Below are 23880 nucleotides of genomic sequence, written 5' to 3' on the forward strand. Positions count from 1 at the left end.
GGTCACCACCGGAACGGAAGCCACCACCGGAGGGACGGTCACCACCCGAGCGGAAGCCACCACGGTCGCCGCCACCGCGGTTGTCGTCGCGACGGAAGCCGCCACGGTCACCGCCGCGGTCGCCACCACGGTCGTCGCGACGGTTGTCACGGCGCTCGTAGTTGCCACGCTCGTCACGGCTCTGGAACGCGGGGCGCTCCTCGACCGCCGGCACGGCCGCGACGGCAGCCGCGACCTCGGCCTCGGCCTCGGCCGCGACCTCGGCGACAGCGGCCGCCACGCCGTCGGCGTCCTCGCCGCGCTCACGCGCGGAGCGGGCGACCAGGCGGTCGGCCTCCTCGCGCAGCTCCACGGCACGGCGCGACAGGCGCTCCAGCTGCTTGGTGAGGTCGGCGACCTCGCGCTCGGCCTGCTTCGCCGCGTTGTTCGCGGAGTCGGCCTGAACCTGCGTCAGCGAACGGGCGCCGGTGATCTCGGCGACCTCGGGGTCGAACGCGCCGACGCCCTGGACGATGTGGCGCGAGGCGTCGACGCCCGCGTCCTCCATCAGACGGAAGATCTGGCGGCGCTGGTGCGGCAGGGCGAGGGAGACGACCACGCCCGACTTGCCGGCGCGGGCGGTGCGGCCCGAGCGGTGCAGGTAGTCCTTGTGGTCGCCGGCCGGGTCCACGTTCAGGACCAGGTCGATGCCGTCGACGTGGATGCCGCGGGCGGCGACGTCGGTCGCGACGAGCGCGTTGACGTAGCCGTCCTTGAAGTCGGCGAGGACGCGGGTACGGGCACCCTGCGTCATGCCGCCGTGCAGCGCGTCGGCCTTCACGCCGGACTCGATGAGCTGCTCGGCGATGCGGTCGGCGCCCAGCTGGGTGCGGACGAAGATGATCGTGCGGCCCTTGCGGGCGGCGATGGCGGCCGTGACCGGCGCCTTGTCCTTCGGCTTCACGACGAGGACGTGGTGCGTCATGGTCGTGACGTTGCCCTGCGCGCTGTCGACCTCGTGCGTGACGGGGTTGGTCAGGTAACGCTTGACCAGGGTGCCGATCTCGTTCTCCATGGTGGCGGAGAAGAGCATGCGCTGGCCGCCGCCGGGGATCTGGTCGAGCAGCTCGGTGACCTCGGGCAGGAAGCCCAGGTCCGCCATCTGGTCGGCCTCGTCGAGGACCGCGACCTCGACGTTCCCCAGGGAGCAGGCGCCGCGGTTGATGATGTCGCGCAGACGGCCGGGGGTGGCGACGAGGACGTCGACACCGCGCTCCAGGGCGAAGATCTGGTTGCTCATCGAGGTACCGCCGCAGACGACCTTCATCTTGAGGCCGAGCACGTCGCCGTAGGGCTGGAGAGCGTCCGCGACCTGCATCGCGAGCTCACGCGTCGGCGTCAGGATGATCGCGCGGGGCTTCTTCTTCTCGGTGTGGCCGCCGGCCAGCAGGGCCAGGGTCGGCAGACCGAAGGAGAGGGTCTTGCCGGAGCCGGTGCGGCCGCGGCCGAGGATGTCCTTGCCGGCCAGGGCGTCCGGGATGGTCGCGGCCTGGATCGGGAAGGGCGCGGTGACGCCGTTCTGGGCGAGCTTGCGCACGATGCCGTCCGGCAGACCGAGGTCGCCGAAGGTCAGGGTGGGCTCGGCGTCGGCGTCGTCGGCCGCGTCGTCGTCGAAGTCGGTGGTGGAGTCCTCGAAGGACCCGCCGGTCGTCACGTCGGCCTCGAGGGCCTCGATGATCTCGTCGGCGACTACGGCCTCGATGGCCTCGGTGACCGCGAGGGTCTCGGCGTCGACGATCTCGTTGGAGTCGTTCTCGGGCATGACGGAACGGTCAGAACTGGAAATGGACATGCGAAATGCGAAACCTTCCGGAGTCTCGGCACGCGCCCAAACTCCGTGAATCGCAAATCGACCGCCTCAATGCGGTCAGCCACGGCTAGGGAGAGTACGCGCCACGCGGCGCTCTTCGGATTCGGCGCCGGGCAATGGGATCAAACGATCTATAACCATACGCACCCTCCCCGGGGTCTGGCAAGTCGCCCCCCGAAGAAGGCTCTGACCAGCACAAACACCGGCCGAGGGGTCGGACCCTCCAGGGCCTTCACCCCGAAGCCGCCGCCACCGGAGGCCCCTATGGGGCGCCCGGAGCTCCACTCGGATCCGCCTGCGAGGGCACAGGACTCGGTGTGGGTTCCGTCACGGGCGGCGGCGAGACGGGCGGCTGCGGGGTCGGCGGCTGCGGGGTCGGGGAGGCCTGCTGTCCGCCGCCCGGGCCGCCCGCCCCGCCCGCGCCGCCGGAACCCGGACCGGAGTCGCCCGAGGGCTGCTGGCCGCCCTGACCGCCCGCGCCGCCGCCCGGCCCCGCCGAAGGCGAGGGAGCCCCCGGCACGCCGGCCGGCGCCCCCGGGCTGGGAGAGGCCCCGGTCGCGCCGGAGGCCTTCCCCGGCTCTCCCGTCTTGCCGTCCTGCCCTCCCGCACCGTCCTTCGCGCCGTGGGAGCCGGCGTGCGTCCCGGTGCCCTTGCCGGACGAGGAACCGCCGCCGGACTTGCCGCCCTGGAGGCCCGCCGGGGAGGAGGGCCCGGGCTGCGCGCCGTCCTCGCCGACGCTCATGCAGCCCGCCGTCGCCGTCACCGCCAGCGCGGCGAGGGCCAGCCCGAGGGGGCGCAGCGGGCGGTGGAGTCGGAGGGAAGCGGTCAACTGGCGCACGGGGCACCTCCGGAACACAGGCAAGAGTCCGCGGTGAGCGGGTCAATGTGCCCAACTCCCCCTACCCCGTAAGAGACACGCTCCAGCGGGGAGAAGGGCACGGGGGCCGCCCGGCGAACGGACGGCGCGCCGTGGCCGTCAGGCGAACAGCTGGCGCGCCACCTGGAAACCGAGCGTGACCCCGCCCAGCCCGACCAGCACCGACCCCGCCGCGTTCGCCACCGCGAGGAACCCCCAGCCCCGCTCGGCCAGTCGCAGCGTCTCGTAGGAGAACGTCGAGTACGTGCTCAGCGCCCCGCACAGGCCCGTTCCGAGCAGCAGGCTCAGCCGCGAGGAGGCAGCACCGTCCAGTACGGCACCCGTCAGCGCACCCAGCAGCAGGCAGGCGGCCGCGTTCACCACGAAGGTCCCCCACGGGAAGACCGAGTCGTGCCGGGCCTGCACCGCCCGGTCGCCCAGGTAGCGCAGCGGCGCCCCCACGGCCGCACCCAGGATCACCACCAGCCAGTTCACCGGCTCGCGCCCCGTACCCCGGGCCGGCCGTCGCCCACCGCGCGCCGGGTCACCGTGGCCGCCGCCCACACCGCGCCCAGCGCGCCGGCCACCGTGAGCCCGGCGTACGCCAGGGCGGTCCCGGCCTCGCCGGCGTCGAGCAAACGCGCGAAGTCCACGGCGTAGGTGGAGAAGGTGGTGAATCCGCCGAGCACCCCGACCCCCACGAAGGGCCGGACGAGGGGACGGGCGGAGCGGCCGCCCTCACTGATCAGCACCATGAGCACGCCGATGAGCGCGCAGCCCGACACGTTGACCCAGAAGGTCCCCCAGGGGAAGGCCCCGGGCGCGGCCGGCCACAGCAGGGCGACCCCGTACCGCGCCGACGCTCCCGCGGCGCCGCCGGCCGCCACGGCCGCGAGCACCCGGCGCCGCGGCTCGGCGCGCTGCGCCGGGACGTGGAGGTCGACGTCCGGATCGATGGCTTCGACGGCCTCGCCACCCTCCAACGGCCGGGTCATCCGCGCCATCCTGCACATGTCGCCACCCGGCCATTCTCGCGCGCCGTGTCCCGGCCCGCCGCGATCGGCCCGGCACACGGGAGAATGGCGGTGTGCTGGAGATGACGCGTGACGCGTTCGAAGAGCTGGTGGCCGAAGCCCTGGACTCGATCCCCGAGGACCTGACCCGGGTCATGGACAACGTGGCCGTGTTCGTGGAGGACGAGCCCGCCTCCGACGACCCGGATCTGCTCGGCCTCTACGAGGGGACCCCGCTCACGGAGCGGGGCGAGTGGTACGCCGGGGTGCTGCCCGACCGGATCTCGGTCTACATGGGTCCGACCCTGCGGATGTGCGGGAGCCCGGAGGAGGTGGTCCACGAGGTCGCCGTGACCGTGGTCCACGAGATCGCCCACCACTTCGGCATCGACGACGAGCGGCTGCACGCGCTCGGCTGGGGCTGACCCGCTGGGCCACAGCGGGCCACACCGGGCCGTGCCGTGCCGGGCCGTGCCGGGTCCGGGCGCCCCCTCCCGGACCTGCGGACCCGCCCGCGGAAACCGTTTTGGCGATCGCCGCCGCCATCCCATATGCTTCTCACGTCCCCGACGCGCTGGAAAGTGCCCGGCGGGCCTTTAGCCCTCATCGTCTAGTGGCCCAGGACGCCGCCCTTTCAAGGCGGTAGCACGGGTTCGAATCCCGTTGGGGGTACGCATTACCTTGTGCGAGACTTGTGCTCGCACATTGCAAGGACCTGTGGAGCAGTTGGTTAGCTCGCCACCCTGTCAAGGTGGAGGTCGCGGGTTCAAGTCCCGTCAGGTTCGCTGAAGCCGGAAACGGTTTCGTGGCTGGGTAGCTCAGTTGGTACGAGCGATCGCCTGAAAAGCGATAGGTCGCCGGTTCGACCCCGGCCCCAGCCACCAGAAAGAGAAGGCCCCGTCCCTTGGACGGGGCCTTCTCTCGTCACTCCCGTCCGCCGCCTGCCGCCCCTTCCTCGGCGCGCTCTTCCGAGGGCAGCCCGCAGGGCCCCTGCGCGGCGGCCGCGCGCGCCCTGCGGCGCCACTGCCCCAGGCCCGCGCCCGTCGCAGCCACGGCGACCAGCCCGAGCAGCACCCCGTCGGGGACCGCGTCGGCCACGGTCTGCACCCGCTGCTCCACGGCGAACGAGTCGTCCACGTCCAGCAGCCCGGGCAGCGCGCTCGCCCCGTCGTAGATCAGGAACAGCGCGCCGAGCACGATGAAGAACAGGCCCGAGGCGAGCGAGGTCGTGTGCAGTTCGAAGCGGCCGACCGAGAAGGCCCGGCCGCGCAGCCAGCGCCGGCGGCCCAGGTCGAAGCGCTCCCAGAGCAGGGCCAGCACGAACAGCGGCACCGCCATGCCCAGCGCGTACACCGCCAGCAGCAGGCCCCCGTAGACCGGGCTGCCGCTGACCGCCGCCACGGTCAGGACGCTGCCGAGGATGGGCCCGGCGCAGAAACCGGCAAGACCGTAGACCGCGCCCAGCGCGTACACCGACAGGGCCGTGGTCGGCCGGATCCGCCCCGACAGCTCCGAGATCCGCTGCGAGGCGAAGCCGAGGCCCAGGATCTGGGCCAGCCCGAGCGCGATGATCAGCCAGCCGCCGAAGAGCACGAGCCCGTCGCGGTTGCCGTGGAAGAACCGCCCGGCGTACGAACCGGCCGCGCCCAGCGGTACGAGGGTGCTCGCGAGGCCCGCGTAGAAGATCCCGGTGCGCGCCAGGAGGCGGGAGGAGGAGTCGATGGAGTAGGCGAAGAAGGCGGGGAGGAGCAGGGCGCTGCACGGGCTGAGCAGCGCGAGGAGGCCGCCCAGCAGGGCGGCCAGGTATCCGATGTCGGTCACTTCGCGGCCTGCGCCTGCGTCTTCGCCTTGGCGATGGCGGCGGAGAAGGCGTCGAGGGGCTGGGCACCGGCGATGGGCTGCCCGTTGACCAGGAAGGACGGGGTGGAGGTGACGCCGATGCGGTAGCCCTCCTCCTGGTCCTTGCGCAGGGCGGCTCCGGCCTGCTCCCCGGCCAGGTCCTTCTTGAAGCGCTCCAGGTCCGGGACCCCGGCCTGCTGCGCCAGCTCGACGAGGCGGTCCTCGCCGAACCCCTTCTCCTTGGAGCCCTCGGCGTAGGCGGCCGCGTGGAACTGCGCGAAGCGGTCCTGCTGCCCGGCGGCCCAGGCCGCCTTGGCGGCGGTCTCGGAGTCGGCGCCGAAGATCGGGAAGTTGCGCCACTCGATGCGCAGGGTGCCGTCCTCCACGTACTTCTTCACCAGCTCGGGCTCGGTGTCGCGGGCGAACTTGCCGCAGTAGCCGCACTTGAAGTCGGAGTACTCGATCAGGACGACGGGGGCGTCGGCGCGTCCGACGGCGAGCTTGTCGCCGGACTCGCGGCGGGCCAGCGCCCTGAGCTGTGCGGCGGGGCCGTCGGCGGACCCGGCCTCGGGCGCGGACGAGGCGGAGGACCGGGCGGGCGAGTCCTCGGGGGCGGTGGCCTGCCAGGAGACGATGCCGAGGGTGACGGCGGCGAGGGCGACACCGGCGCAGATCAGCAGGGGCTTGCGGGAGGTACGGGACGGGGAAGCGGGCATGGGGGTGCTCCAGAGCTGTGCGGGGCGGGACGGGCGGACCGGGCGGATGCGACCGGTCCTCCTAGACCCGCATCACCGACAGCTCCAGCGGGGAGGGCGCCGACTGGCCGGGCCCGTGCGTCAGGACCCGTACGGGTGCCTCGCGCGGCCGGCCCTGCACGGCGGGCGGCGACCCGGCGGGCGGGGCCTGCGCCTGGTCGGGCCCGGACCGCGCGGGCAGCGACGGCACGCCGTCGCGGTCCGGGGACCCGGGGGCGCAGGCGGGCCCGGGGGACCCGGCGGCCGACGCGAAAGCCGCGGGGTGCGGCTCCGCGGTGGCCGCGTCGTGTCCCGGACCGGCGACCGGGACGGGCGTCGCCGACGCGGGCATCGCCGACGCGGGGGACGCGGGCATCGCCGACGCGGAAGACCCGGGCGTCGCCGACGCGGAACCGGCCGCGAAGGTCCCGACCAGCAGGGCCCAGCCCAGCAGCACCGCGAACACGCACCGGAGGCGGCGGGGGCGGGGCATCGTGGGCAGCCTCTCACTCGTGGACGCGGGGGAGTCGGGGGGACTCAGGAGGAGTCGTCCCGAAATGGTACGGGTCCACCCCACAAATGCGTTCGCCACCCGGCGCCTACGGGTGAGATCCTCGACCAGGTATGTCTACTTCCTTCGCCGCCCTGCAGACGCTTCTCGGTGAGATCTCCCTCCGTGACGCGCACCGCCTCGGCCGCCGCCTCGAAGGCGCCCGCCGCATCCGCAAGCCCGAGGCCAAGCAGGCCGTGCTCGACGAGATCGCCGCGGAGGCCGAAAAGGCCGCCGCGCGACTGGCCGGGCGCGCCTCGCGGAGGCCGGAGGTCACGTATCCCGAGAACCTTCCCGTCAGCCAGAAGAAGGACGAGATCGCCGAGGCGATACGCGACCACCAGGTCGTGATCGTCGCGGGCGAGACCGGATCCGGCAAGACCACGCAGATCCCCAAGATCTGCATGGAGCTGGGCCGTGGCGTCCGGGGCATGATCGGGCACACCCAGCCCCGCCGGATCGCGGCCCGCACCGTCGCGGAGCGCATCGCGGAGGAGCTGAAGTCCGAGATCGGGCAGACCGTCGGCTGGAAGGTCCGGTTCACCGACCAGGTGGACCAGGACGCGACCTTCGTCAAACTGATGACGGACGGCATCCTGCTCGCCGAGATCCAGACGGACCGCGAACTGCGCGCGTACGACACGATCATCATCGACGAGGCCCACGAGCGGTCCCTGAACATCGACTTCCTGCTCGGGTACCTGGCCACGCTGCTGCCCAAGCGCCCCGACCTCAAGGTGATCATCACCTCGGCGACGATCGACCCCCAGCGCTTCTCCCGGCACTTCGGCGAGGCCCCGGTCGTCGAGGTCAGCGGCCGGACGTATCCGGTGGAGGTGCGTTACCGGCCGCTCCTCGAGGAGGATTCCGAGGACAGCGACCGCGACCAGATCACGGCGATCTGCGAGGCCGTGGACGAGCTGCAGTCGGAGGGGCCGGGCGACATCCTGGTCTTCCTCTCCGGCGAGCGCGAGATCCGTGACACGGCGGACGCGCTCATCAAGCGGAACCTGCGCTCCACCGAGGTGCTCCCCCTCTACGCCCGCCTCTCGCACGCCGAACAGCACCGCGTCTTCCAGCAGCACACCGGCCGCCGGATCGTCCTGGCCACGAACGTCGCCGAGACCTCGCTGACCGTGCCGGGCATCAAGTACGTGATCGATCCGGGCACGGCCCGCATCTCCCGCTACAGCCACCGCACCAAGGTCCAGCGGCTGCCCATCGAGCGGATCTCACAGGCCAGCGCCAACCAGCGCAAGGGCCGCTGCGGCCGTACCTCGGACGGCATCTGCATCCGGCTGTACTCGGAGGACGACTTCCTGACCCGTCCCGAGTTCACGGACGCCGAGATCCTGCGCACGAACCTCGCCTCCGTCATCCTCCAGATGACCGCGGCCGGCCTCGGCGAGATCGAGAAGTTCCCCTTCATCGACCCGCCGGACCACCGCAACATCCGCGACGGCGTGCAGCTGCTGCAGGAGCTCGGGGCCCTGGACCCGGCCGAGAAGGACCACAAGAAGCGGCTGACCCCGATGGGCCGCCAGCTCTCCCAGCTCCCCGTGGACCCGCGGCTGGCCCGCATGGTGGTGGAGGCGGACAAGAACAACTGTGTCCGCGAGGTCATGGTGATCGCGGCGGCCCTGTCCATCCAGGATCCGCGCGAGCGGCCCTCGGACAAGCAGACCCAGGCCGACCAGAACCACGCCCGGTTCAAGGACGAGACGAGCGACTTCCTCTCGTTCCTGAACATGTGGCGCTACGTCCGCGAGCAGCAGAAGGAGCGCGGCTCCTCGTCCTTCCGCCGGATGTGCAAGCAGGAGTACCTGAACTTCCTGCGGATCCGCGAGTGGCAGGACATCTATTCGCAATTGCGTACGGTCGCCAAGACCATGGGCATCCACGTCAACGAGGCCGACGCCCCGGAGACCAGCGTGCACATCTCGCTGCTGGCCGGTCTGCTGTCGCACATCGGGCTCAAGGACACGGACAAGAACGAGTACCTGGGGGCCCGGTCCGCCAAGTTCGCGATCTTCCCCGGTTCGGCGCTCTTCAAGAAGCAGCCGAAGTTCCTGATGTCCGCGGAGCTGGTGGAGACCTCGCGGCTGTGGGCCCGGGTCAACGCCAAGGTGGAGCCGGAGTGGGTGGAGCCGCTCGCCCAGCACCTGATCAAGCGCACGTACAGCGAGCCGCACTGGGAGAAGGACCAGGCGGCCGTCATGGCCTTCGAGAAGGTCACGCTCTACGGCGTGCCGATCGTCGCGCAGCGGAAGATCAACTACGGCCGGATCGACGCCGAGGTCTCTCGCGATCTGTTCATCCGCAACGCCCTCGTCGAGGGCGACTGGCGGACCCACCACAAGTTCTACGCCGACAACCGCAAGCTCCTCACCGAGGTGGAGGAGCTGGAGAACCGGGCCCGGCGCCGCGACATCGTGGTCGACGACGAGACGCTCTTCGACTTCTACGACCAGCGGATCCCCGAACACGTCGTGTCGGGGGCGCACTTCGACTCGTGGTGGAAGCACAAGAAGCGGGACGAGCCCGAGCTGCTCGACTTCGAGCGCGAGATGCTGCTGACGGAGAAGGCGGCCGGGGTCACCAAGGCCGACTATCCGGACTCCTGGCACCAGGGGCAGCTGAAGTTCCGGGTGACCTACCAGTTCGAGCCGGGCGCGGATGCGGACGGCGTGACCGTCCACATCCCGCTCCACGTGCTGAACCAGGTCACGGAGGAGGGCTTCGACTGGCAGATCCCGGGCCTGCGGGAGGAGGTCGTCACGGAGCTGATCCGCTCGCTGCCGAAGCCCATCCGCCGGCACTACGTGCCCGCGCCGAACTTCGCGACCCGCTTCCTGGCCACGGCGCACCCGCTGCGGGAGCCCCTGCACGTGACGCTGGCCCGCGAGCTGCACCGGATGGTCGGGGTGCCGGTCACGGCCGAGGACTTCGACCTCACCCGCATCCCCGATCATCTGAAGATCACCTTCCGGATCGTCGACGAGCGCCGCAGGAACCTCGCCGAGGCCAAGGACCTGGAGGCCCTGCGGCTGCAGCTCAAGCCCAAGGCCCGCCAGGCCCTCTCCCAGGCGGCCGCGGCCACGGCCGAGCGGGCGGGCGGGGAGTCGGTGGAGAAGACCGGCCTGACGGACTGGACGATCGGCACGCTGGCCAGGGTCTTCGAGACCCGGCGGGCCGGCCAGCCGGTGAAGGCGTACCCGGCGCTGGTGGACGAGGGCGCGAGCGTGTCCGTACGCCTCTTCGACACCGAGGCCGAGCAGCAGCAGGCGATGTGGCTGGGCACCCGTCGGCTGATCTCGCTCAACATCCCGGTGAACCCGGCGAAGTTCGCCTCGGACCACCTCAGCAACCAGCAGAAGCTGGCCCTGTCGCGCAATCCGCACGGCTCCATCCAGGCGCTGTTCGACGACTGCGCGACCGCGGCGACCGACAAGCTGATGGCGGACCACGGCGGCCCGGCCTGGGACGAGGCGGGCTTCCGCAAGCTCTACGAGGCCGTGCGGGCCGACCTGGTGGACACGACCGTACGGACGATCACGCAGGTGCAGCAGGTCCTGGCGGCCTGGCAGGCCTGCGAGCGCCGGCTGAAGGCCACGAACAGCCTGGCCGTCATGGCGAACGTCCAGGACGTGAAGACCCAGCTGGCGGCCCTCGTGCCGGCCGGCTTCGTCACCCTGGCCGGACTGCGCCGGCTGCCGGACCTGATGCGCTACCTGGTGGCGGCGGACCGGCGCCTCCAGCAGATGCCCACGGGCGTCCAGCGCGACACCACGCGCATGGAGAAGGTCCACGAGATGCGGGACGAGTACCTGTGGCTGCTGGAGCAGTTGCCGAAGGGCCGGCCCGTCCCGGAGGCCGTCACCGAGATCCGCTGGATGCTGGAGGAACTGCGGGTCAGCTACTTCGCCCACGCCCTCGGAACGGCGTATCCGGTCTCCGACAAACGCATCGTGAAGGCCGTGGACGCGGCGGCTCCGGGACCCGCCCGGTGACCGGGTTTTACTGCACCCCCTGAGCTGCGGTACAGTCTGATTCGTAGCCGCCCAGCGGCCGCAAATCAAGGACCTGTGGAGCAGTTGGTTAGCTCGCCACCCTGTCAAGGTGGAGGTCGCGGGTTCAAGTCCCGTCAGGTTCGCAACACCGGTAGGGCCCGCATCCCAGGGATGCGGGCCCTACCGCGTTTCCCGGGCCGCCGGAGATCCGGCTCCCGCCCCGCCGCGCCGGCTCCCCCCCGGCCCCGCCCCGCCGCGCCGGCTCCTCCCGGCCCCGCCCCGCCGCGCCGGCTCCTCCCGGCCCCGCCGCACCGGCTCCCCGCGCCCCCGGGGCCCCGCGAGCCCTCCCGGCCCGTCACGCGGCCCCCACGGCCCCTCCAGGGCCCCTGGGCGCCGCCACGGGGTCCGGACGGTGCGTCCGGGACCGGCTGCGGTCCTGTGGCACCCGGTGACGGCCCGCAGGCCCGCGCACCCCCCCGTTCGGCCGACGCGCTCCGCGCGGGACGTCCCTTTACGGGGTAGATGGCCGGATGTACAAGAGTGATCAACTGTGACGGGAGTCACCTGACGCGTTTTTGAGACGCACCCTTTTATCGCACCCCTACGCCTGCTCGATTTTATATGTGCAATTGCACCCTCCCCCCAGAGTCCCGCGCACCCGTTCGACAGGAACCCGCTCAGGGCATAAAAAAGATCGCGCTGGACCCGGCGGAGTCCAGCGCGATCGACGACCGGTGAACCTGTTGGGGCAGGTCCGGTCGCGTGAAGCTATGTGGGGCTCATCGGATTGGGGGACCCGATAAACGTCCGGCATTCAGTTGTGCTGCGGAACCTCAGGCCTCGCTGCGCTGCTGCGGAATTCCCGCAAGCAGTGCGCGAACCTCAGCCTCGCGGTAACGGCGGTGTCCACCCAGGGTGCGGATGGACGTGAGCTTGCCAGCCTTGGCCCAGCGGGTGACCGTCTTCGGGTCCACGCGGAACATCGTGGCAACCTCAGCCGGGGTCAGCAGCGGCTCGGCATCAGGGGTGCGAGCGGTCATGAGCGGCCTCCTCGGGAGAACCGAACCATCTCGGTTCTTTCCTCTAAATTCTGCACCTTGGCCCGCGTTGCCCGAAATGGACATACGCGGGCCGAGTCGGTTATAGGACGAACGGCTTGTCCTCGGCACTACAACTACACCATCCGTCCAGCCTCGACGGCCAAACCGATGGAATTGCCCTCCGAGGTGTTCATCAGCGGCGGAAGCCGATGGACCGTCCCATAACGGACAGTCACCCCACTGTGACGATCAGTCACAGAGCGATCAGGAGTCGTCAGACCCCCCGTAGAGCGCAATGCCGAGCAATCCGCCCTTAGTTGGACGGAAGGAACCCTCCCCGGACTCCTTGTCCTATTTTGGCACGAGGGTAGGGGAAGGGCGCAAGGGTGTAGATAGTGCGGTCCGTCACCCTTGGGCCAATGGCCCGTATCAGGACGTAGGTCCCGGAACAAAGACCCAAAAGAGGGCATCCCGACCCTGACCTGCCCGTACTCCTCCGGGGTCGGCCGATCGGCCGATGGACATCCGGGCCGCCGCCCGCCAACCCTCCGGATCCGCCGCTCGCGTCAATTCGCGAAGAGCCGCTCCCGGACGGCCCGCCACCGCTCCGCCAGGACCGCGTACGTCTGCGCCGCCCCGTCCATGTCCCCGGCCCGCAGGGCCGCGATCCCCGCCGCCAGGTCCCGGGCCGAGTGGTCGGCCGCCAGCCCGTCCGCCGGGAGCGCGTGCGGCAGCCCGCCGTAGTCCAGCTCCACCATCGAGCGCGGGTGGAACTCCTCCAGCCAGCTCCCGACCTCCACCAGGCCCTCGACGAGCATCCCGTACCCCTCCGCCTCGCGCAGGGTCCGCAGCCCCCGCGCGAGGCGGCGCCGGGCCTGCACCATCGGCGTCCGGTAGCGCAGCCGCTCACCGGGGACGTACTCCCGCTCCTCGTCGGCCACCAGTACGAACCAGCGCAGCGGCACCTGCCACACCCCGGTGCGGATCCACGGCCGCGCGTCGGGATTGCTCCTGCGCCACGCCTCGTACTCATCGGCCGCCCGCCGGCGCGTCACCGCGGGCAGGACGGCGTCGAGCACCGCCGGCGGGAACTCCGCCGACAGCTCCTGGAGCGCGAGCCAGCCGCGCAGCCGCGTCCGCCACGGGCAGACCAGCAGCATCCCGTCCACGTCGGCGGTGAACGCGTCCGCGCTCTCGCGCGCCGGCACCCCGACCACCGGCACCCTGACCAAGTCCACCAGCGACCGGCGCAGTTCGTCCTGGGCGGTCGCGCCGCCACCGCGCCGGGCGTAGTCGGCCCAGTGCGTCCGCTCGGGCTCGGGGAAGGCCGTCAGCGGCTCGTAGACGCGCAGGTACGAGGCGTAGGGGACGGCGGACGCCGAGCGGGCGGAGGGCAGCCGGGGATCGGGGAATTCGCTCACGCTCTCGTACTCCCCCGCGGCGCGCGCCGGTACTCCGGCGCGGGCGCGCGGACCGTGCGCCGGACCCGCCCGTACCCCGGAAGTGTTCCGATCCCCGGACCGGGAGGATGGCCGGGCCCCGCAGGTCTTACGCTGCTCCCAGCGCGCCCTCCCCCACCCGCAGGGCGGGCGTCTTTCCCGCCGCATCTCTTATGGGAGTCACCACCGTGACCGAAATGAACGACGGCGTCCTGCACACCCTGTTCCGCACGGAACAGGGCGGCCACGAGCAAGTCGTGCTGTGCCAGGACCGAGCCACCGGCCTCAAGGCCGTCATCGCGATCCACTCCACCGCTCTGGGCCCGGCCCTCGGCGGCACGCGCTTCCACGCGTACGCCTCGGACGGCGAGGCCGTCCTCGACGCGCTGAACCTCGCGCGCGGCATGTCGTACAAGAACGCGCTCGCCGGGCTCGACCTCGGCGGCGGCAAGGCCGTGATCATCGGCGACCCCGACGTCCTGAAGTCCGAGGAACTGCTGCTGGCCTACGGCCGGTTCGTGGAGTCCCTCGGCGGCCGCTACGTCACGGCCTGCGACGTCGGCACCTACGTGGCGGACATGGACGTCGTGGCCCGCGAGACCCGCTGGGCGACCGGCCGGTCCCCCGAGAACGGCGGCGCCGGCGACTCCTCGGTCCTCACCGCCTTCGGCGTCTTCCAGGGCATGCGCGCCAGCGCCCAGCACATGTGGGGCGACCCGACCCTGCGCGACCGCAAGGTCGCCGTCGCGGGCGTCGGCAAGGTGGGCCACCACCTGGTCCAGCACCTGCTGGAGGACGGCGCGGAGGTCGTGATCACGGACGTCCGCGAGGAGTCCGTACGGCTCGTGCTCGAGAAGTACAGCGAGGGCGCGTACGCGGGCCGGGTGACGGCCGTCGCCGACACCGAGGCGCTGATCCGCGTCACGGGCCTGGACATCTACGCCCCCTGCGCGCTGGGCGGGGCCCTGAACGACGCCTCGGTGCCGGCCCTGACCGCGAAGGTCGTCTGCGGCGCGGCGAACAACCAGCTCGCGCACCCGGGCGTCGAGAAGGACCTCGCGGACCGCGGGATCCTCTACGCGCCGGACTACGTGGTCAACGCGGGCGGGGTCATCCAGGTCGCCGACGAGCTGCGCGGCTTCGACTTCGACCGCTGCAAGGCGAAGGCCGCGAAGATCTTCGACACCACGCTGGAGATCTTCACACGTGCGAAGGCCGACGGCATTCCGCCGGCCGCCGCCGCCGACCGGATCGCCGAGCAGCGCATGGCCGACGCCCGCCCGGCCGGCACGGTCTGATCCGCCCGGGCCCCTCAGGGGGCCCGTGGGCGGCCCGCCGGGGCGCGGCGAGACGGAACTCACTGCGCTTCGGCGGGTCGCCCGCCAGGAAAGAGCTAAAATCGCAGCTGACCAGCGAGGACGGGGCGCTTCGCTGGTACTGCACCGGGGCGCGTCATGCGGGCGGCGTACCGTAGGGCCGCGGAAGCAGGTACCGTTAAACCCCTACGGACGGTCTCTCCACGGAGAGCCCGCTCCGAACCATGAACGCGTGTCAGACTCTGGGGCCGTCGAGCCCCGTCACCGAGGGGGTCGAGCCATGGGGCGCGGCCGGGCAAAGGCCAAGCAGACGAAGGTCGCCCGCCAGCTGAAGTACAGCAGCGGCGGGACTGACTTGTCGCGTCTGGCCAATGAGCTGGGCGCATCGCCGACTGATCCGCCGCTGCCTGTCAGCGTGCCGGTCGAAGTCGATGACGATGACGATCAAGATGACGACGACCCGTACGCCAAGTACGCGGCTCTCTACAACGACGATGACGACGAGGACGAGGACGAAGAGTCCGGTTCCTCTGCGCATCGTCGCGGCGCTTGACGCTTTCACGGTGTCTGCACGCCAGGTCTAAAACACCGGAACCCGGTCCAGGGCATCGCCCCGGGCCGGGTTTCCGTGCTGCTCGCAAGCGGCTCCGCTGATCAGCTCGCGTAGTCGCCGGTCAGGGTCGCGCCCTCGGCGTGGTCGCCGCGGTCGAGGATCTCTCCCGCGACCCAGGCGTCGACACCCCGGTCGGCCAGGGCGGTCAGGGCCACGTCCACCGACTCCTGCGGAACCACGGCCATCATGCCGACGCCCATGTTCAGGGTCTTCTCCAGCTCCAGGCGCTCCACCTGCCCGGCCTGTCCGACCAGGTCGAAGATGGCACCGGGGGCCCAGGTCGAGCGGTCGACCGTGGCGTGCAGGTGGTCCGGGATCACACGGGCGAGGTTGGCCGCGAGGCCGCCGCCGGTGATGTGGGAGTACGCGTGGACCTCGGCGGTGCGGGTGAGGGCCATGCAGTCCAGCGAGTAGATCTTGGTGGGCTCCAGCAGCTCCTCGCCGAGGGTCCGGCCGAGTTCCTCCACGTGGCCCTCGAGGGACATCCCGGCCCGGTCGAAGAGGACGTGGCGGACCAGCGAGTACCCGTTCGAGTGAAGACCGGAGGACGCCATGGCGATCACGGCGTCGCCCGTACGGATGCGATCGGCGCCCAGCAGCCGGTCGAACTCGACGACGCCGGTGCCGGCGCCCGCCACGTCGAAGTCGTCGGGGCCGAGCAGGCCCGGGTGCTCGGCGGTCTCGCCGCCCACCAGGGCGCAGCCGGCGAGGACACAGCCCTCGGCGATGCCCTTGACGATGGCCGCGACCCGCTCGGGGTGCACCTTGCCGACGCAGATGTAGTCGGTCATGAAGAGCGGTTCGGCGCCGCAGACGACGATGTCGTCCATGACCATCGCGACCAGGTCGTGGCCGATGGTGTCGTAGACGCCCATGCGGCGGGCGATGTCCACCTTGGTGCCGACGCCGTCGGTGGCGGAGGCGAGCAGGGGGCGCTCGTAGCGCTTGAGGGCGGAGGCGTCGAAGAGGCCGGCGAACCCGCCGAGGCCGCCGAGGACCTCGGGGCGCTGCGTCTTCTTCACCCACTCCTTCATCAGCTCTACGGCGCGGTCTCCGGCGTCGATGTCGACGCCCGCGGCTGCGTAGCTGGCACCGGTGGTCTTCTCTGTCATGACAGGAGAGAGCTTTCGTGTCGTTGCTGCGTGTGGTGCGGGGCCCTGGGAGAAGCTTCAAAGGCAGGACCCCGCGCAGGTGGAGCAGGGTGGTCGGGCTCGTCGGCCCTACGGGGCGTCGTGCCCCACGGGGCCGGGAGCCCCACGATGCCGCGGGCCCCCGCCGGGCCGCGCGCCCACGGGGTTGCGGTCCCCGGGGTCGCGGCTCTGCGGGAGTCGGCCTACGGGCGCCGGAGCGCGTCGGCGGCGTCGGTACCGCCGGCCAGCTCGGTTTCCAGAAGCTGCTTGCCCAGGAGCTGCGGGTCGGGCAGCTCCATGGGGTACTCGCCGTCGAAGCAGGCCCGGCAGAGGTTGGGCTTCTGGATGGTGGTCGCCTCGATCATCGCGTCGAGCGAGATGTAGGAGAGCGAGTCCGCACCCATGGAGGTGGCGATCTCGTCGACCGTCATGCCGTTGGCGATCAGCTCGGCCCGGGTGGCGAAGTCGATGCCGAAGAAGCACGGCCACTTCACCGGCGGCGAGGAGATCCGGATGTGGACCTCCGCCGCGCCGGCCTCGCGGAGCATCTTGACCAGGGCCCGCTGGGTGTTGCCGCGGACGATCGAGTCGTCGACGACCACCAGGCGCTTGCCCCGGATGACTTCCTTGAGGGGGTTGAGCTTGAGGCGGATGCCGAGCTGGCGGATCGTCTGCGAGGGCTGGATGAAGGTCCGGCCCACGTAGGCGTTCTTGACCAGGCCGACGCCGTACGGGATTCCGCTGGCCTCGGCGTAGCCGACGGCGGCGGGCGTGCCCGATTCCGGTGTCGATATCACCAGGTCGGCGTCCGCCGGGGCTTCCTTCGCCAGGCGACGGCCCATCTCGACGCGCGAGAGGTAGACGTTCCGGCCGGCGATGTCGGTGTCCGGGCGCGCCAGGTAGACGTACTCGAAGACACAGCCCTTGGGCTTCGCTTCCGCGAAGCGAGAGGTCCGCAGACCGTTCTCGTCGATCGCGATGAGCTCGCCCGGCTCGACCTCGCGGACGAAGCTGGCGCCGCAGATGTCGAGGGCCGCGGTCTCGCTCGCGACCACCCAGCCGCGCTCGAGGCGGCCGAGGACCAGCGGGCGGATGCCCTGCGGGTCCCGAGCGGTGTAGAGCGTTCCCTCGTCCATGAAGACGAGCGAGAAGGCGCCCTTCACCAGCGGGAGGACCTTGGTGGCCGACTCCTCGATGGTCAGGGGCTTGCCGTCGTCGTCCGTCTGGCCGGCGAGCAGGGCCGTGACCAGGTCGGTGTCGTTGGTGGCCGCCACCTGGGTGGCACGGCCGTCCTGACGCGGGAGGTCGGCGACCATCTCGGCGAGCTCGGCGGTGTTCACCAAGTTGCCGTTGTGGCCCAGGGCAATGGAGCCGTGGGCGGTCGCGCGGAAGGTGGGCTGAGCGTTCTCCCAGACGGAGGCTCCGGTGGTCGAATAGCGGGCGTGACCGACCGCGATATGACCCTGGAGCGAGCCGAGAGAGGTTTCGTCGAAGACTTGGGAAACGAGTCCCATGTCCTTGAAGACGAGGATCTGGGAACCGTTGCTCACAGCGATGCCCGCGGACTCTTGTCCGCGGTGCTGTAGTGCATACAGTCCGAAGTAGGTGAGCTTGGCGACCTCTTCACCCGGAGCCCAGACACCGAAGACGCCGCAAGCGTCCTGGGGGCCTTTTTCGCCGGGGAGCAGGTCGTGGTTGAGTCGTCCATCACCACGGGGCACGCCTCCGAGTGTAGGCGAGATCGACCACTGGTCCGAATTGGGGACGCCCGGGAAATGTCACAGCACGCAGGGTGACCGCGCGCTCCGGTCTCGGTATGCGAATGCCCTTCCCGACAGCGGGTTCCGCATCCCATTCCGGCGTGTGGTGATGACGGTGACCGCACGGAGCCCGCAGCTGGGGATGCGGCGGAAGGCCGAGCGGGGACCGCGCGTGCGCACCGCCCGGCGCGGGTCATTCCACCGCGGTGGCCGCGGCGGCGGTGAGGCCCTTGCCGCCGGCCGCCGTCAGGCCGAGCGCGTCGCCGTTGATCTTCCAGCGGAGCGGGCCGCTGCCGAACAGTCCGGTCAGCGTCCGCTCCAGGTCGCCCACCGCGCCCTCGCACGCCATCCGGGTGGTGGTGAGCGGTCCGAAGGTGAGCGAGTCCCCCTCGACGGTGGCCCGGGCGTTGAAGCGGTTGCAGCCGAGGCTGCCGCTGGCGGACCCGTCGGCCGCGACGGTGAAGCGCGCCTTGCCCCGCGCCGCGGCCGGAAGGGAGCTCGCGGTGCCCCCGTCGAGCAGGGAGTCCACGGTCCAGCTCGTGTCGACGAGCGGCGCGTCCGGGGTACGGGGCCTCGTGCTCATGCTGATCGTGTCCCCTCCGGCCGTCTTCAGCGTGACGTCCTGCGGCTCCTCCCGGACGGTCAGACGCCCCTGGAAGAGCTGGGCGAAGGCCGTCTCGAAGGGCAGGTCGGCGCAGGCCGTGTCGGTGACGTCCCCGGGCTTCACGGTCAGCGTGGAGCCGGTGTCGAAGACGACCGCGGCGGTGAAGCCGTTGCAGCCGTAGTTGCCGGTGGCCCGGCCCTCGTGGCCCGTGCGGGCAGGCGCGAAGGTCACCTGGGCGGCGGCGGGGGCGGCCAGCGTCTTCCCGTCCACGGTCAGGCTCCGGACCGACCAGGGTCCGGCGAGGGCGCGGCCGGGATCCGTGCCGCCGGCGCCGTCGCCGCAGGCGGTGGCGGTGGCGGACAGCGCGAGTACGGCGACCAGGGCGGCGGGGACGAGCGGCAGCGTACGCATGCCGGTGGGACGCGGCCCGCGCCGCGGCGGTTCCGCAGGGCCGGCACGTCGACCCGGTCGGCGCCGGTGGGCCAGGGTCGGCCCTGACCGGGCCCGTCAGCTCAGCAGCTCATCAGCTCATCAGCGGGAGCAGCGCCGAGAGGTCGGCGCGCTCGCCGCTGGCCCGGACGCGGGCCTCGTCCAGCGCGGCGGCCCAGCCCGTACGGCCCGTCGCGAGCCGGAGCCAGGTCACCGGGTCGGTCTCCACCACATTCGGCGGGGTGCCGCGGGTGTGCCGGGGACCCTCGATGCACTGGACCACGGCGAACGGCGGGACGCGCACCTCCACCGAACCGCCCGGAGCCTTGAGCGCGAGGGCGTCGGCGAGCAGCCGGGTGCAGGCCGCCAGGGCCTGGCGGTCGATCGGGATGTCCAGCCCGGTGGCGCGGCGCAGGTCCTCGGTGTGGACGACCAGTTCGACGGTCCGGGTGACCAGGAAGTCCGCCAGGGTCATGGCCCCGATCCACAGGTCCATCACCCGGCCGCCGGGGTGCGTCTCGAGCGCCTCGGCCATGCGGGCGCCGGCCCCGTCGTAGAGCTCGGGCAGCGGGGCGCCCCCGAGGGTCTCCTTGGCCGCCTCGGCGATCTTCCCGGCGAGGGAGGCGGTCGCGAAGGGCCACTCGGCGGCGGTCAGCTCGGCGACGGCGGCGGGCGGCCGGGCGAGGCCGCCGGCCAGCGAGTCGGCGATCCACGCGACGTGCGCGGCGAGTTCGGCGACGGACCACTCCCCGACCGCGCTCGGGCGGGCCAGCTGCTCGGCGTCCAACTCCCTCACGGCGTCCCGGACGTGCCCGAACTGGGTGAGGACGGCCGCACGCGTCCGGGCGTGGTCGTAGGTGCGCGGCTTCTTCTTGGCGGGCGGCATGGGCCGACCCTATCCCTGCCCGGGGAGCCGGACACCGGTGCAGCCGCGGCGGGCCGCCGTCTCCTGGACGTAGGCCGTGAACACCTCGTCGAGGCGGGCACCGCGTACCCGGTCGTACGGGTAGGGCACCGTCGTGCCGAGGGCGGCGAGGCGGCCCTGGGGCGCAGTTCGCCGGCGCTCCCGGGGTTCACGCCCGCGTCGAGGTGCTCCTTCTACTGCCGCGTCAGGCAACTTTTGCCCGTCGAGGAGCGGCGTCCGGTGCGTGCTCTCGGCGCGGGAAGCTTCGCGGGCAGCTCACGACGCTACCCGCAGGCACCGCGTACAACGGCCGAGCCCCCGCCCGGATCCGGACGGGGGCTCATGGCCGCAGACAGGGCGTCGATCAGGCGAGCAGCGCCGGGATCGTTCCCTCGTGGGCGGTGCGGAGTTCGGTCAGGGGGAGGGTGAACTCGCCCTGGACCTCGATGGCGTCGCCGTCCACCACGCCGATCCGGGTGGCCGGCAGGCCCCGGGCGCCGCACATGTCGGTGAAGCGGAGCTCCTCGCTGCGCGGGACGGCCACGACGGCCCGGCCCGCGGACTCGGAGAACAGGAAGGTGAAGGCGTCCAGCGCCTCGGGCACCACGATCCGCGCACCGTTGCCGCCGCGCAGGCAGGACTCGGTGAGCGCCTGGATCACGCCGCCGTCGGACAGGTCGTGCGCGGCGTCGATCATGCCGTCGCGCGAGGCCGAGATCAGGATCTCGCCGAGCAGCTTCTCGCGGCCCAGGTCCACCTTGGGCGGCATGCCGCCCAGGTGCTGGTGGACGACCTCGGACCAGGCGGAGCCGCCGAACTCCTCGGCGGTGTCGCCGAGCAGGTACAGCAGCTGGCCGGCCTCCGCGAACGCCATCGGCGTACGGCGGTTGACGTCGTCGATCACGCCGAGGACCGCCACGACCGGGGTCGGGTGGATCGCGGTGTCACCGGTCTGGTTGTAGAGGGAGACGTTGCCGCCGGTCACCGGGGTGCCCAGTTCGAAGCAGCCGTCGGCGAGACCACGGGTGGCCTCGGCGAACTGCCACATGACGTCCGGGTCCTCGGGGGAGCCGAAGTTCAGGCAGTCGGAGATGGCGAGGGGCTTCGCACCGGTCGCGGCGACGTTGCGGTAGGCCTCGGCCAGCGCCAGCTGCGCACCCGTGTAGGGGTCGAGCTTCGCGAAGCGGCCGTTGCCGTCGGTGGCCATGGCGACGCCGAGGTTGGTCTCCTCGTCGATGCGGACCATGCCGGCGTCCTCGGGCTGCGAGAGCACCGTGTTGCCCTGCACGAAGCGGTCGTACTGGTCGGTGATCCAGGACTTCGACGCCTGGTTCGGCGACGAGACCAGGGCCAGGACCTGCGCACGCAGTTCCTCGGAGGTCTGCGGGCGCGGCAGCTTGCCGGCGTCGTCGGCCTGGAGCGCGTCCTGCCAGGAGGGCCGCGCGAAGGGACGGTGGTAGGTCGGGCCCTCGTGGGCGACGGTGCCCGGGGGCACGTCCACGATCAGCTCGCCGTGCCAGTAGATCTCGAGCTGCTCGCCCTCGGTCACCTCACCGATGACGGTGGCGATGACGTCCCACTTCTCGCAGATCTCCATGAAGCGGTCGACGTGCTGCGGCTCGACGATCGCGCACATGCGCTCCTGCGACTCGCTCATGAGGATTTCCTCGGGCGAGAGGGTCGCGTCGCGCAGCGGGACGGTGTCCAGCTCGACGCGCATGCCGCCGGAACCGGCGGAGGCCAGCTCGCTCGTGGCGCAGGAGAGCCCGGCGCCGCCGAGGTCCTGGATGCCGGCGACCAGCTTCTCCTTGAAGATCTCCAGGGTGCACTCGATGAGGAGCTTCTCCTGGAAGGGGTCGCCGACCTGGACGGCGGGACGCTTGGTGGGCTTGGTGTCGTCGAAGGTCTCGGACGCGAGGACCGAGACGCCGCCGATGCCGTCGCCGCCGGTCCGGGCGCCGTAGAGGATGACCTTGTTGCCGGGGCCGGAGGCCTTGGCGAGGTGGATGTCCTCGTGCTTCATGACGCCGATGCAGCCGGCGTTGACGAGCGGGTTGCCCTGGTAGCAGGCGTCGAAGACGACCTCGCCGCCGATGTTGGGCAGGCCGAGGCAGTTGCCGTAGCCGCCGATGCCGGCGACGACGCCCGGCAGGACGCGCTTGGTGTCGGGGTGGTCGGCCGCGCCGAAGCGCAGCGGGTCGACGACGGCGACGGGGCGGGCGCCCATGGCGAGGATGTCGCGGACGATGCCGCCGATGCCGGTGGCCGCGCCCTGGTAGGGCTCGATGTACGAGGGGTGGTTGTGCGACTCGACCTTGAAGGTGACCGCGTAGCCCTGGCCGACGTCGACGACGCCGGCGTTCTCGCCGATGCCGACGAGCATGGCGTCGTTCGGCGGGACCTTCTCGCCGAACTGCTTCAGGTGGACCTTGCTGCTCTTGTACGAGCAGTGCTCGGACCACATGACGGAGTACATGGCGAGCTCGGCGCCCGTGGGGCGGCGGCCGAGGATCTCCCGGATCCGGGCGTACTCGTCCTCCTTGAGGCCGAGTTCCTTCCAGGGCTGGGAGGCGTCCGGGGTGTCGGTGGCGTTCTTGACGGTGTCGAGGCTCATGCGCTGACCAGCTTCTTCAGGACCGAGGTGAAGAACGGGAGGCCGTCGGTGCGGCCTGTCCCGATCAGCGGCTCGACCGCGTGCTCGGGGTGCGGCATGAGGCCGACGACGTTGCCCGCGGCGTTGGTGATGCCGGCGATGTCGCGCAGCGAGCCGTTCGGGTTGACGTCCAGGTAGCGGAAGGCCACGCGGCCCTCGGCCTCCAGTTCGTCCAGCACCCGCTCGTCGGCCACGTAGCGGCCGTCCATGTTCTTGAGCGGTACGGAGATCTCCTGGCCGGCGGTGTAGTCGCCGGTCCACGCGGTCTCCGCGTGCTCGACCCGCAGCTTCTGCTCGCGGCAGACGAAGTGCAGGTCGTTGTTCCGGAGCATCGCCCCCGGCAGCAGGTGGGCCTCGGTGAGGATCTGGAAGCCGTTGCAGATGCCGAGGACGGGCATGCCGCCCTTGGCCTGCTCGATGACGGTCTCCATCACCGGCGAGAAGCGGGAGATGGCCCCGGCGCGCAGGTAGTCCCCGTAGGAGAAGCCGCCCGCGAGGACGACCGCGTCGACCTGGTGCAGGTCCTTGTCGCGGTGCCAGAGCGAGACCGGCTCGGCGCCCGCGAGGCGGACGGCGCGCAGCGAGTCACGGTCGTCGAGCGTTCCGGGGAACGTGACGACTCCGATGCGAGTGGTCACCGTCAGGCCTCGACCTTCACGGTGAAGTCTTCGATGACGGTGTTGGCGAGGAAGGTTTCGGCCATCTTGTGGATGCGGTCGAGGGCGGCCTGGTCGACCGGTCCCTCCACCTCCAGTTCGAAGCGCTTCCCCTGGCGGACGTCGGCGATTCCTTCGAACCCCAGGCGCGGCAGTGCACGCTGCACCGCCTGGCCCTGAGGGTCGAGGATCTCCGGCTTGAGCATGACGTCGACTACGACGCGTGCCACTGGCACTCCCGTGTGGTGGTTGGTGCGAAGGCGGTTCCCTCAGCGTACCCGGCCAAAATTTCTACGCGGGTAGATATCCTTCGCGCGTGATCGCCGAGCGGATTCGGCTTCACCAACGCTTCGCAAAATCCACCGGAAAACCACGCGCCCGGGATTGCGTCGGGACACGCGGAGAGAATTAACTGGGCTTCGCAATGCAATGAGAATCGGGGTACAAAGGATTCCTCCGATGCGGCGGCATTTTCTGCTGCGCGG

General features: G+C 71.3%; 20 protein-coding genes and 4 tRNA genes. 8 read left to right on the top strand and 16 right to left on the bottom strand.

Annotated features, from left to right (window positions below):
- The 4 genes from ABZY44_RS09570 to ABZY44_RS09585 form a co-directional block, all read right to left on the bottom strand.
- Window positions 1-1831 (bottom strand): DEAD/DEAH box helicase (locus ABZY44_RS09570; RefSeq protein ID WP_356651685.1); only part of this gene is annotated, 1831 nt, incomplete at its 3' end.
- A gap of 280 nt (window positions 1832-2111) precedes the next feature.
- On the bottom strand, window positions 2112-2687 hold the full coding sequence (locus tag ABZY44_RS09575; RefSeq protein ID WP_356651687.1) for a hypothetical protein: 576 nt from the start codon (window positions 2685-2687) through the stop codon (window positions 2112-2114).
- A 138-nt stretch (window positions 2688-2825) separates the two neighbouring features.
- Window positions 2826-3200: a CrcB family protein gene (locus ABZY44_RS09580; protein ID WP_356651689.1), complete on the bottom strand. Its 375-nt coding sequence runs from the start codon at window positions 3198-3200 to the stop codon at window positions 2826-2828.
- Window positions 3197-3700 carry a CrcB family protein gene (locus ABZY44_RS09585; protein ID WP_356651691.1) on the bottom strand — a complete coding sequence of 168 codons (504 nt, stop codon included), beginning with the start codon at window positions 3698-3700 and terminating at the stop codon, window positions 3197-3199. Before ABZY44_RS09585 ends, ABZY44_RS09580 begins: the two co-directional genes overlap by 4 nt.
- A gap of 92 nt (window positions 3701-3792) precedes the next feature.
- Here ABZY44_RS09585 and ABZY44_RS09590 point away from each other — a divergent pair, with 92 nt between their 5' ends.
- The 4 genes from ABZY44_RS09590 (at window position 3793) to ABZY44_RS09605 (ending at window position 4602) form a co-directional block, all read left to right on the top strand.
- Window positions 3793-4143, top strand: a complete 351-nt coding sequence (locus tag ABZY44_RS09590; RefSeq protein WP_356651693.1) for a metallopeptidase family protein — start codon at window positions 3793-3795, stop codon at window positions 4141-4143.
- A gap of 174 nt (window positions 4144-4317) precedes the next feature.
- Window positions 4318-4390, top strand: a tRNA-Glu gene (locus ABZY44_RS09595).
- Between the two features lie 39 nt (window positions 4391-4429).
- Window positions 4430-4503, top strand: a tRNA-Asp gene (locus tag ABZY44_RS09600).
- 22 nt (window positions 4504-4525) lie between these two features.
- A tRNA-Phe gene (locus tag ABZY44_RS09605) sits at window positions 4526-4602 on the top strand.
- A gap of 40 nt (window positions 4603-4642) precedes the next feature.
- Here the strand turns inward: ABZY44_RS09605 and ABZY44_RS09610 are convergent.
- The 3 genes from ABZY44_RS09610 to ABZY44_RS09620 all read right to left on the bottom strand — a co-directional run bounded on the left by ABZY44_RS09610 (window position 4643) and on the right by ABZY44_RS09620 (window position 6784).
- Complete coding sequence (locus ABZY44_RS09610; protein WP_356651695.1) at window positions 4643-5539, bottom strand: cytochrome c biogenesis CcdA family protein; 897 nt, start codon at window positions 5537-5539, stop codon at window positions 4643-4645.
- Window positions 5536-6273, bottom strand: coding sequence for a thioredoxin domain-containing protein (locus ABZY44_RS09615; RefSeq protein ID WP_356651697.1), 738 nt, complete (start codon window positions 6271-6273; stop codon window positions 5536-5538). Before ABZY44_RS09615 ends, ABZY44_RS09610 begins: the two co-directional genes overlap by 4 nt.
- Before the next feature lie 61 nt (window positions 6274-6334).
- Window positions 6335-6784 carry a hypothetical protein gene (locus ABZY44_RS09620; protein ID WP_356651699.1) on the bottom strand — a complete coding sequence of 150 codons (450 nt, stop codon included), beginning with the start codon at window positions 6782-6784 and terminating at the stop codon, window positions 6335-6337.
- Window positions 6785-6915: 131 nt separating this feature from the next.
- Here ABZY44_RS09620 and hrpA point away from each other — a divergent pair, with 131 nt between their 5' ends.
- Together hrpA and ABZY44_RS09630 are read left to right on the top strand one after the other, a co-directional pair.
- Entirely contained in the window at window positions 6916-10851 is a 3936-nt protein-coding gene (hrpA, locus tag ABZY44_RS09625; protein ID WP_356651701.1) for an ATP-dependent RNA helicase HrpA, read from the top strand.
- 69 nt (window positions 10852-10920) lie between these two features.
- Window positions 10921-10994, top strand: a tRNA-Asp gene (locus ABZY44_RS09630).
- 690 nt (window positions 10995-11684) lie between these two features.
- Here the strand turns inward: ABZY44_RS09630 and bldC are convergent.
- Window positions 11685-11891 carry a developmental transcriptional regulator BldC gene (bldC, locus tag ABZY44_RS09635; protein WP_003949541.1) on the bottom strand — a complete coding sequence of 69 codons (207 nt, stop codon included), beginning with the start codon at window positions 11889-11891 and terminating at the stop codon, window positions 11685-11687.
- Window positions 11892-12457: 566 nt separating this feature from the next.
- The gene (locus ABZY44_RS09640; RefSeq protein ID WP_356651703.1) at window positions 12458-13312 is read right to left on the bottom strand and encodes a hypothetical protein; all 855 of its coding nucleotides are present in this window, start codon (window positions 13310-13312) and stop codon (window positions 12458-12460) included.
- Between the two features lie 206 nt (window positions 13313-13518).
- Between ABZY44_RS09640 and ABZY44_RS09645 the strand changes: the two genes are divergently transcribed.
- Entirely contained in the window at window positions 13519-14628 is a 1110-nt protein-coding gene (locus tag ABZY44_RS09645) for a Glu/Leu/Phe/Val dehydrogenase dimerization domain-containing protein (RefSeq protein ID WP_356651705.1), read from the top strand.
- 298 nt (window positions 14629-14926) lie between these two features.
- Complete coding sequence (locus ABZY44_RS09650) at window positions 14927-15199, top strand: DUF3073 domain-containing protein (RefSeq protein ID WP_356651707.1); 273 nt, start codon at window positions 14927-14929, stop codon at window positions 15197-15199.
- 101 nt (window positions 15200-15300) lie between these two features.
- On the opposite strand, the gene purM is transcribed toward ABZY44_RS09650, so the two are convergent.
- The 7 genes from purM to purS all read right to left on the bottom strand — a co-directional run bounded on the left by purM (window position 15301) and on the right by purS (window position 23631).
- Window positions 15301-16371, bottom strand: coding sequence for a phosphoribosylformylglycinamidine cyclo-ligase (gene purM / locus ABZY44_RS09655; protein ID WP_356651708.1), 1071 nt, complete (start codon window positions 16369-16371; stop codon window positions 15301-15303).
- Window positions 16372-16592: 221 nt separating this feature from the next.
- On the bottom strand, window positions 16593-18110 hold the full coding sequence (gene purF, locus ABZY44_RS09660) for an amidophosphoribosyltransferase (protein ID WP_356651710.1): 1518 nt from the start codon (window positions 18108-18110) through the stop codon (window positions 16593-16595).
- Between the two features lie 232 nt (window positions 18111-18342).
- Entirely contained in the window at window positions 18343-19164 is an 822-nt protein-coding gene (locus ABZY44_RS09665) for an META domain-containing protein (RefSeq protein ID WP_356651712.1), read from the bottom strand.
- 112 nt (window positions 19165-19276) lie between these two features.
- Window positions 19277-20068, bottom strand: coding sequence for a sterol carrier family protein (locus ABZY44_RS09670; protein ID WP_356651714.1), 792 nt, complete (start codon window positions 20066-20068; stop codon window positions 19277-19279).
- 382 nt (window positions 20069-20450) lie between these two features.
- Window positions 20451-22700: a phosphoribosylformylglycinamidine synthase subunit PurL gene (gene purL / locus ABZY44_RS09675; RefSeq protein ID WP_356651716.1), complete on the bottom strand. Its 2250-nt coding sequence runs from the start codon at window positions 22698-22700 to the stop codon at window positions 20451-20453.
- On the bottom strand, window positions 22697-23377 hold the full coding sequence (purQ, locus tag ABZY44_RS09680; RefSeq protein ID WP_356651718.1) for a phosphoribosylformylglycinamidine synthase subunit PurQ: 681 nt from the start codon (window positions 23375-23377) through the stop codon (window positions 22697-22699). The genes purL and purQ overlap by 4 nt, the downstream gene beginning before the upstream one ends.
- Window positions 23378-23379: 2 nt before the next feature.
- Window positions 23380-23631: a phosphoribosylformylglycinamidine synthase subunit PurS gene (gene purS, locus ABZY44_RS09685; RefSeq protein ID WP_008740952.1), complete on the bottom strand. Its 252-nt coding sequence runs from the start codon at window positions 23629-23631 to the stop codon at window positions 23380-23382.
- Window positions 23632-23880 lie beyond the last annotated feature (249 nt).

It is taken from the genome of Streptomyces sp. NPDC006544, from assembly GCF_040611715.1.
GTDB lineage: Bacteria > Actinomycetota > Actinomycetes > Streptomycetales > Streptomycetaceae > Streptomyces.

Bases quoted from the DNA above. Each gene is read 5' to 3' on its own strand.
- ABZY44_RS09665 (WP_356651712.1), bottom strand. From the start codon at position 19,164: ATGCGTACGCTGCCGCTCGTCCCCGCCGCCCTGGTCGCCGTACTCGCG.
- ABZY44_RS09615 (WP_356651697.1), bottom strand. From the start codon at position 6,273: ATGCCCGCTTCCCCGTCCCGTACCTCCCGCAAGCCCCTGCTGATCTGC.
- purM (WP_356651708.1), bottom strand. From the start codon at position 16,371: ATGACAGAGAAGACCACCGGTGCCAGCTACGCAGCCGCGGGCGTCGAC.
- ABZY44_RS09670 (WP_356651714.1), bottom strand. From the start codon at position 20,068: ATGCCGCCCGCCAAGAAGAAGCCGCGCACCTACGACCACGCCCGGACG.
- ABZY44_RS09650 (WP_356651707.1), top strand. From the start codon at position 14,927: ATGGGGCGCGGCCGGGCAAAGGCCAAGCAGACGAAGGTCGCCCGCCAG.
- hrpA (WP_356651701.1), top strand. From the start codon at position 6,916: ATGTCTACTTCCTTCGCCGCCCTGCAGACGCTTCTCGGTGAGATCTCC.
- ABZY44_RS09620 (WP_356651699.1), bottom strand. From the start codon at position 6,784: ATGCCCCGCCCCCGCCGCCTCCGGTGCGTGTTCGCGGTGCTGCTGGGC.
- ABZY44_RS09585 (WP_356651691.1), bottom strand. From the start codon at position 3,700: ATGACCCGGCCGTTGGAGGGTGGCGAGGCCGTCGAAGCCATCGATCCG.
- bldC (WP_003949541.1), bottom strand. From the start codon at position 11,891: ATGACCGCTCGCACCCCTGATGCCGAGCCGCTGCTGACCCCGGCTGAG.
- purL (WP_356651716.1), bottom strand. From the start codon at position 22,700: ATGAGCCTCGACACCGTCAAGAACGCCACCGACACCCCGGACGCCTCC.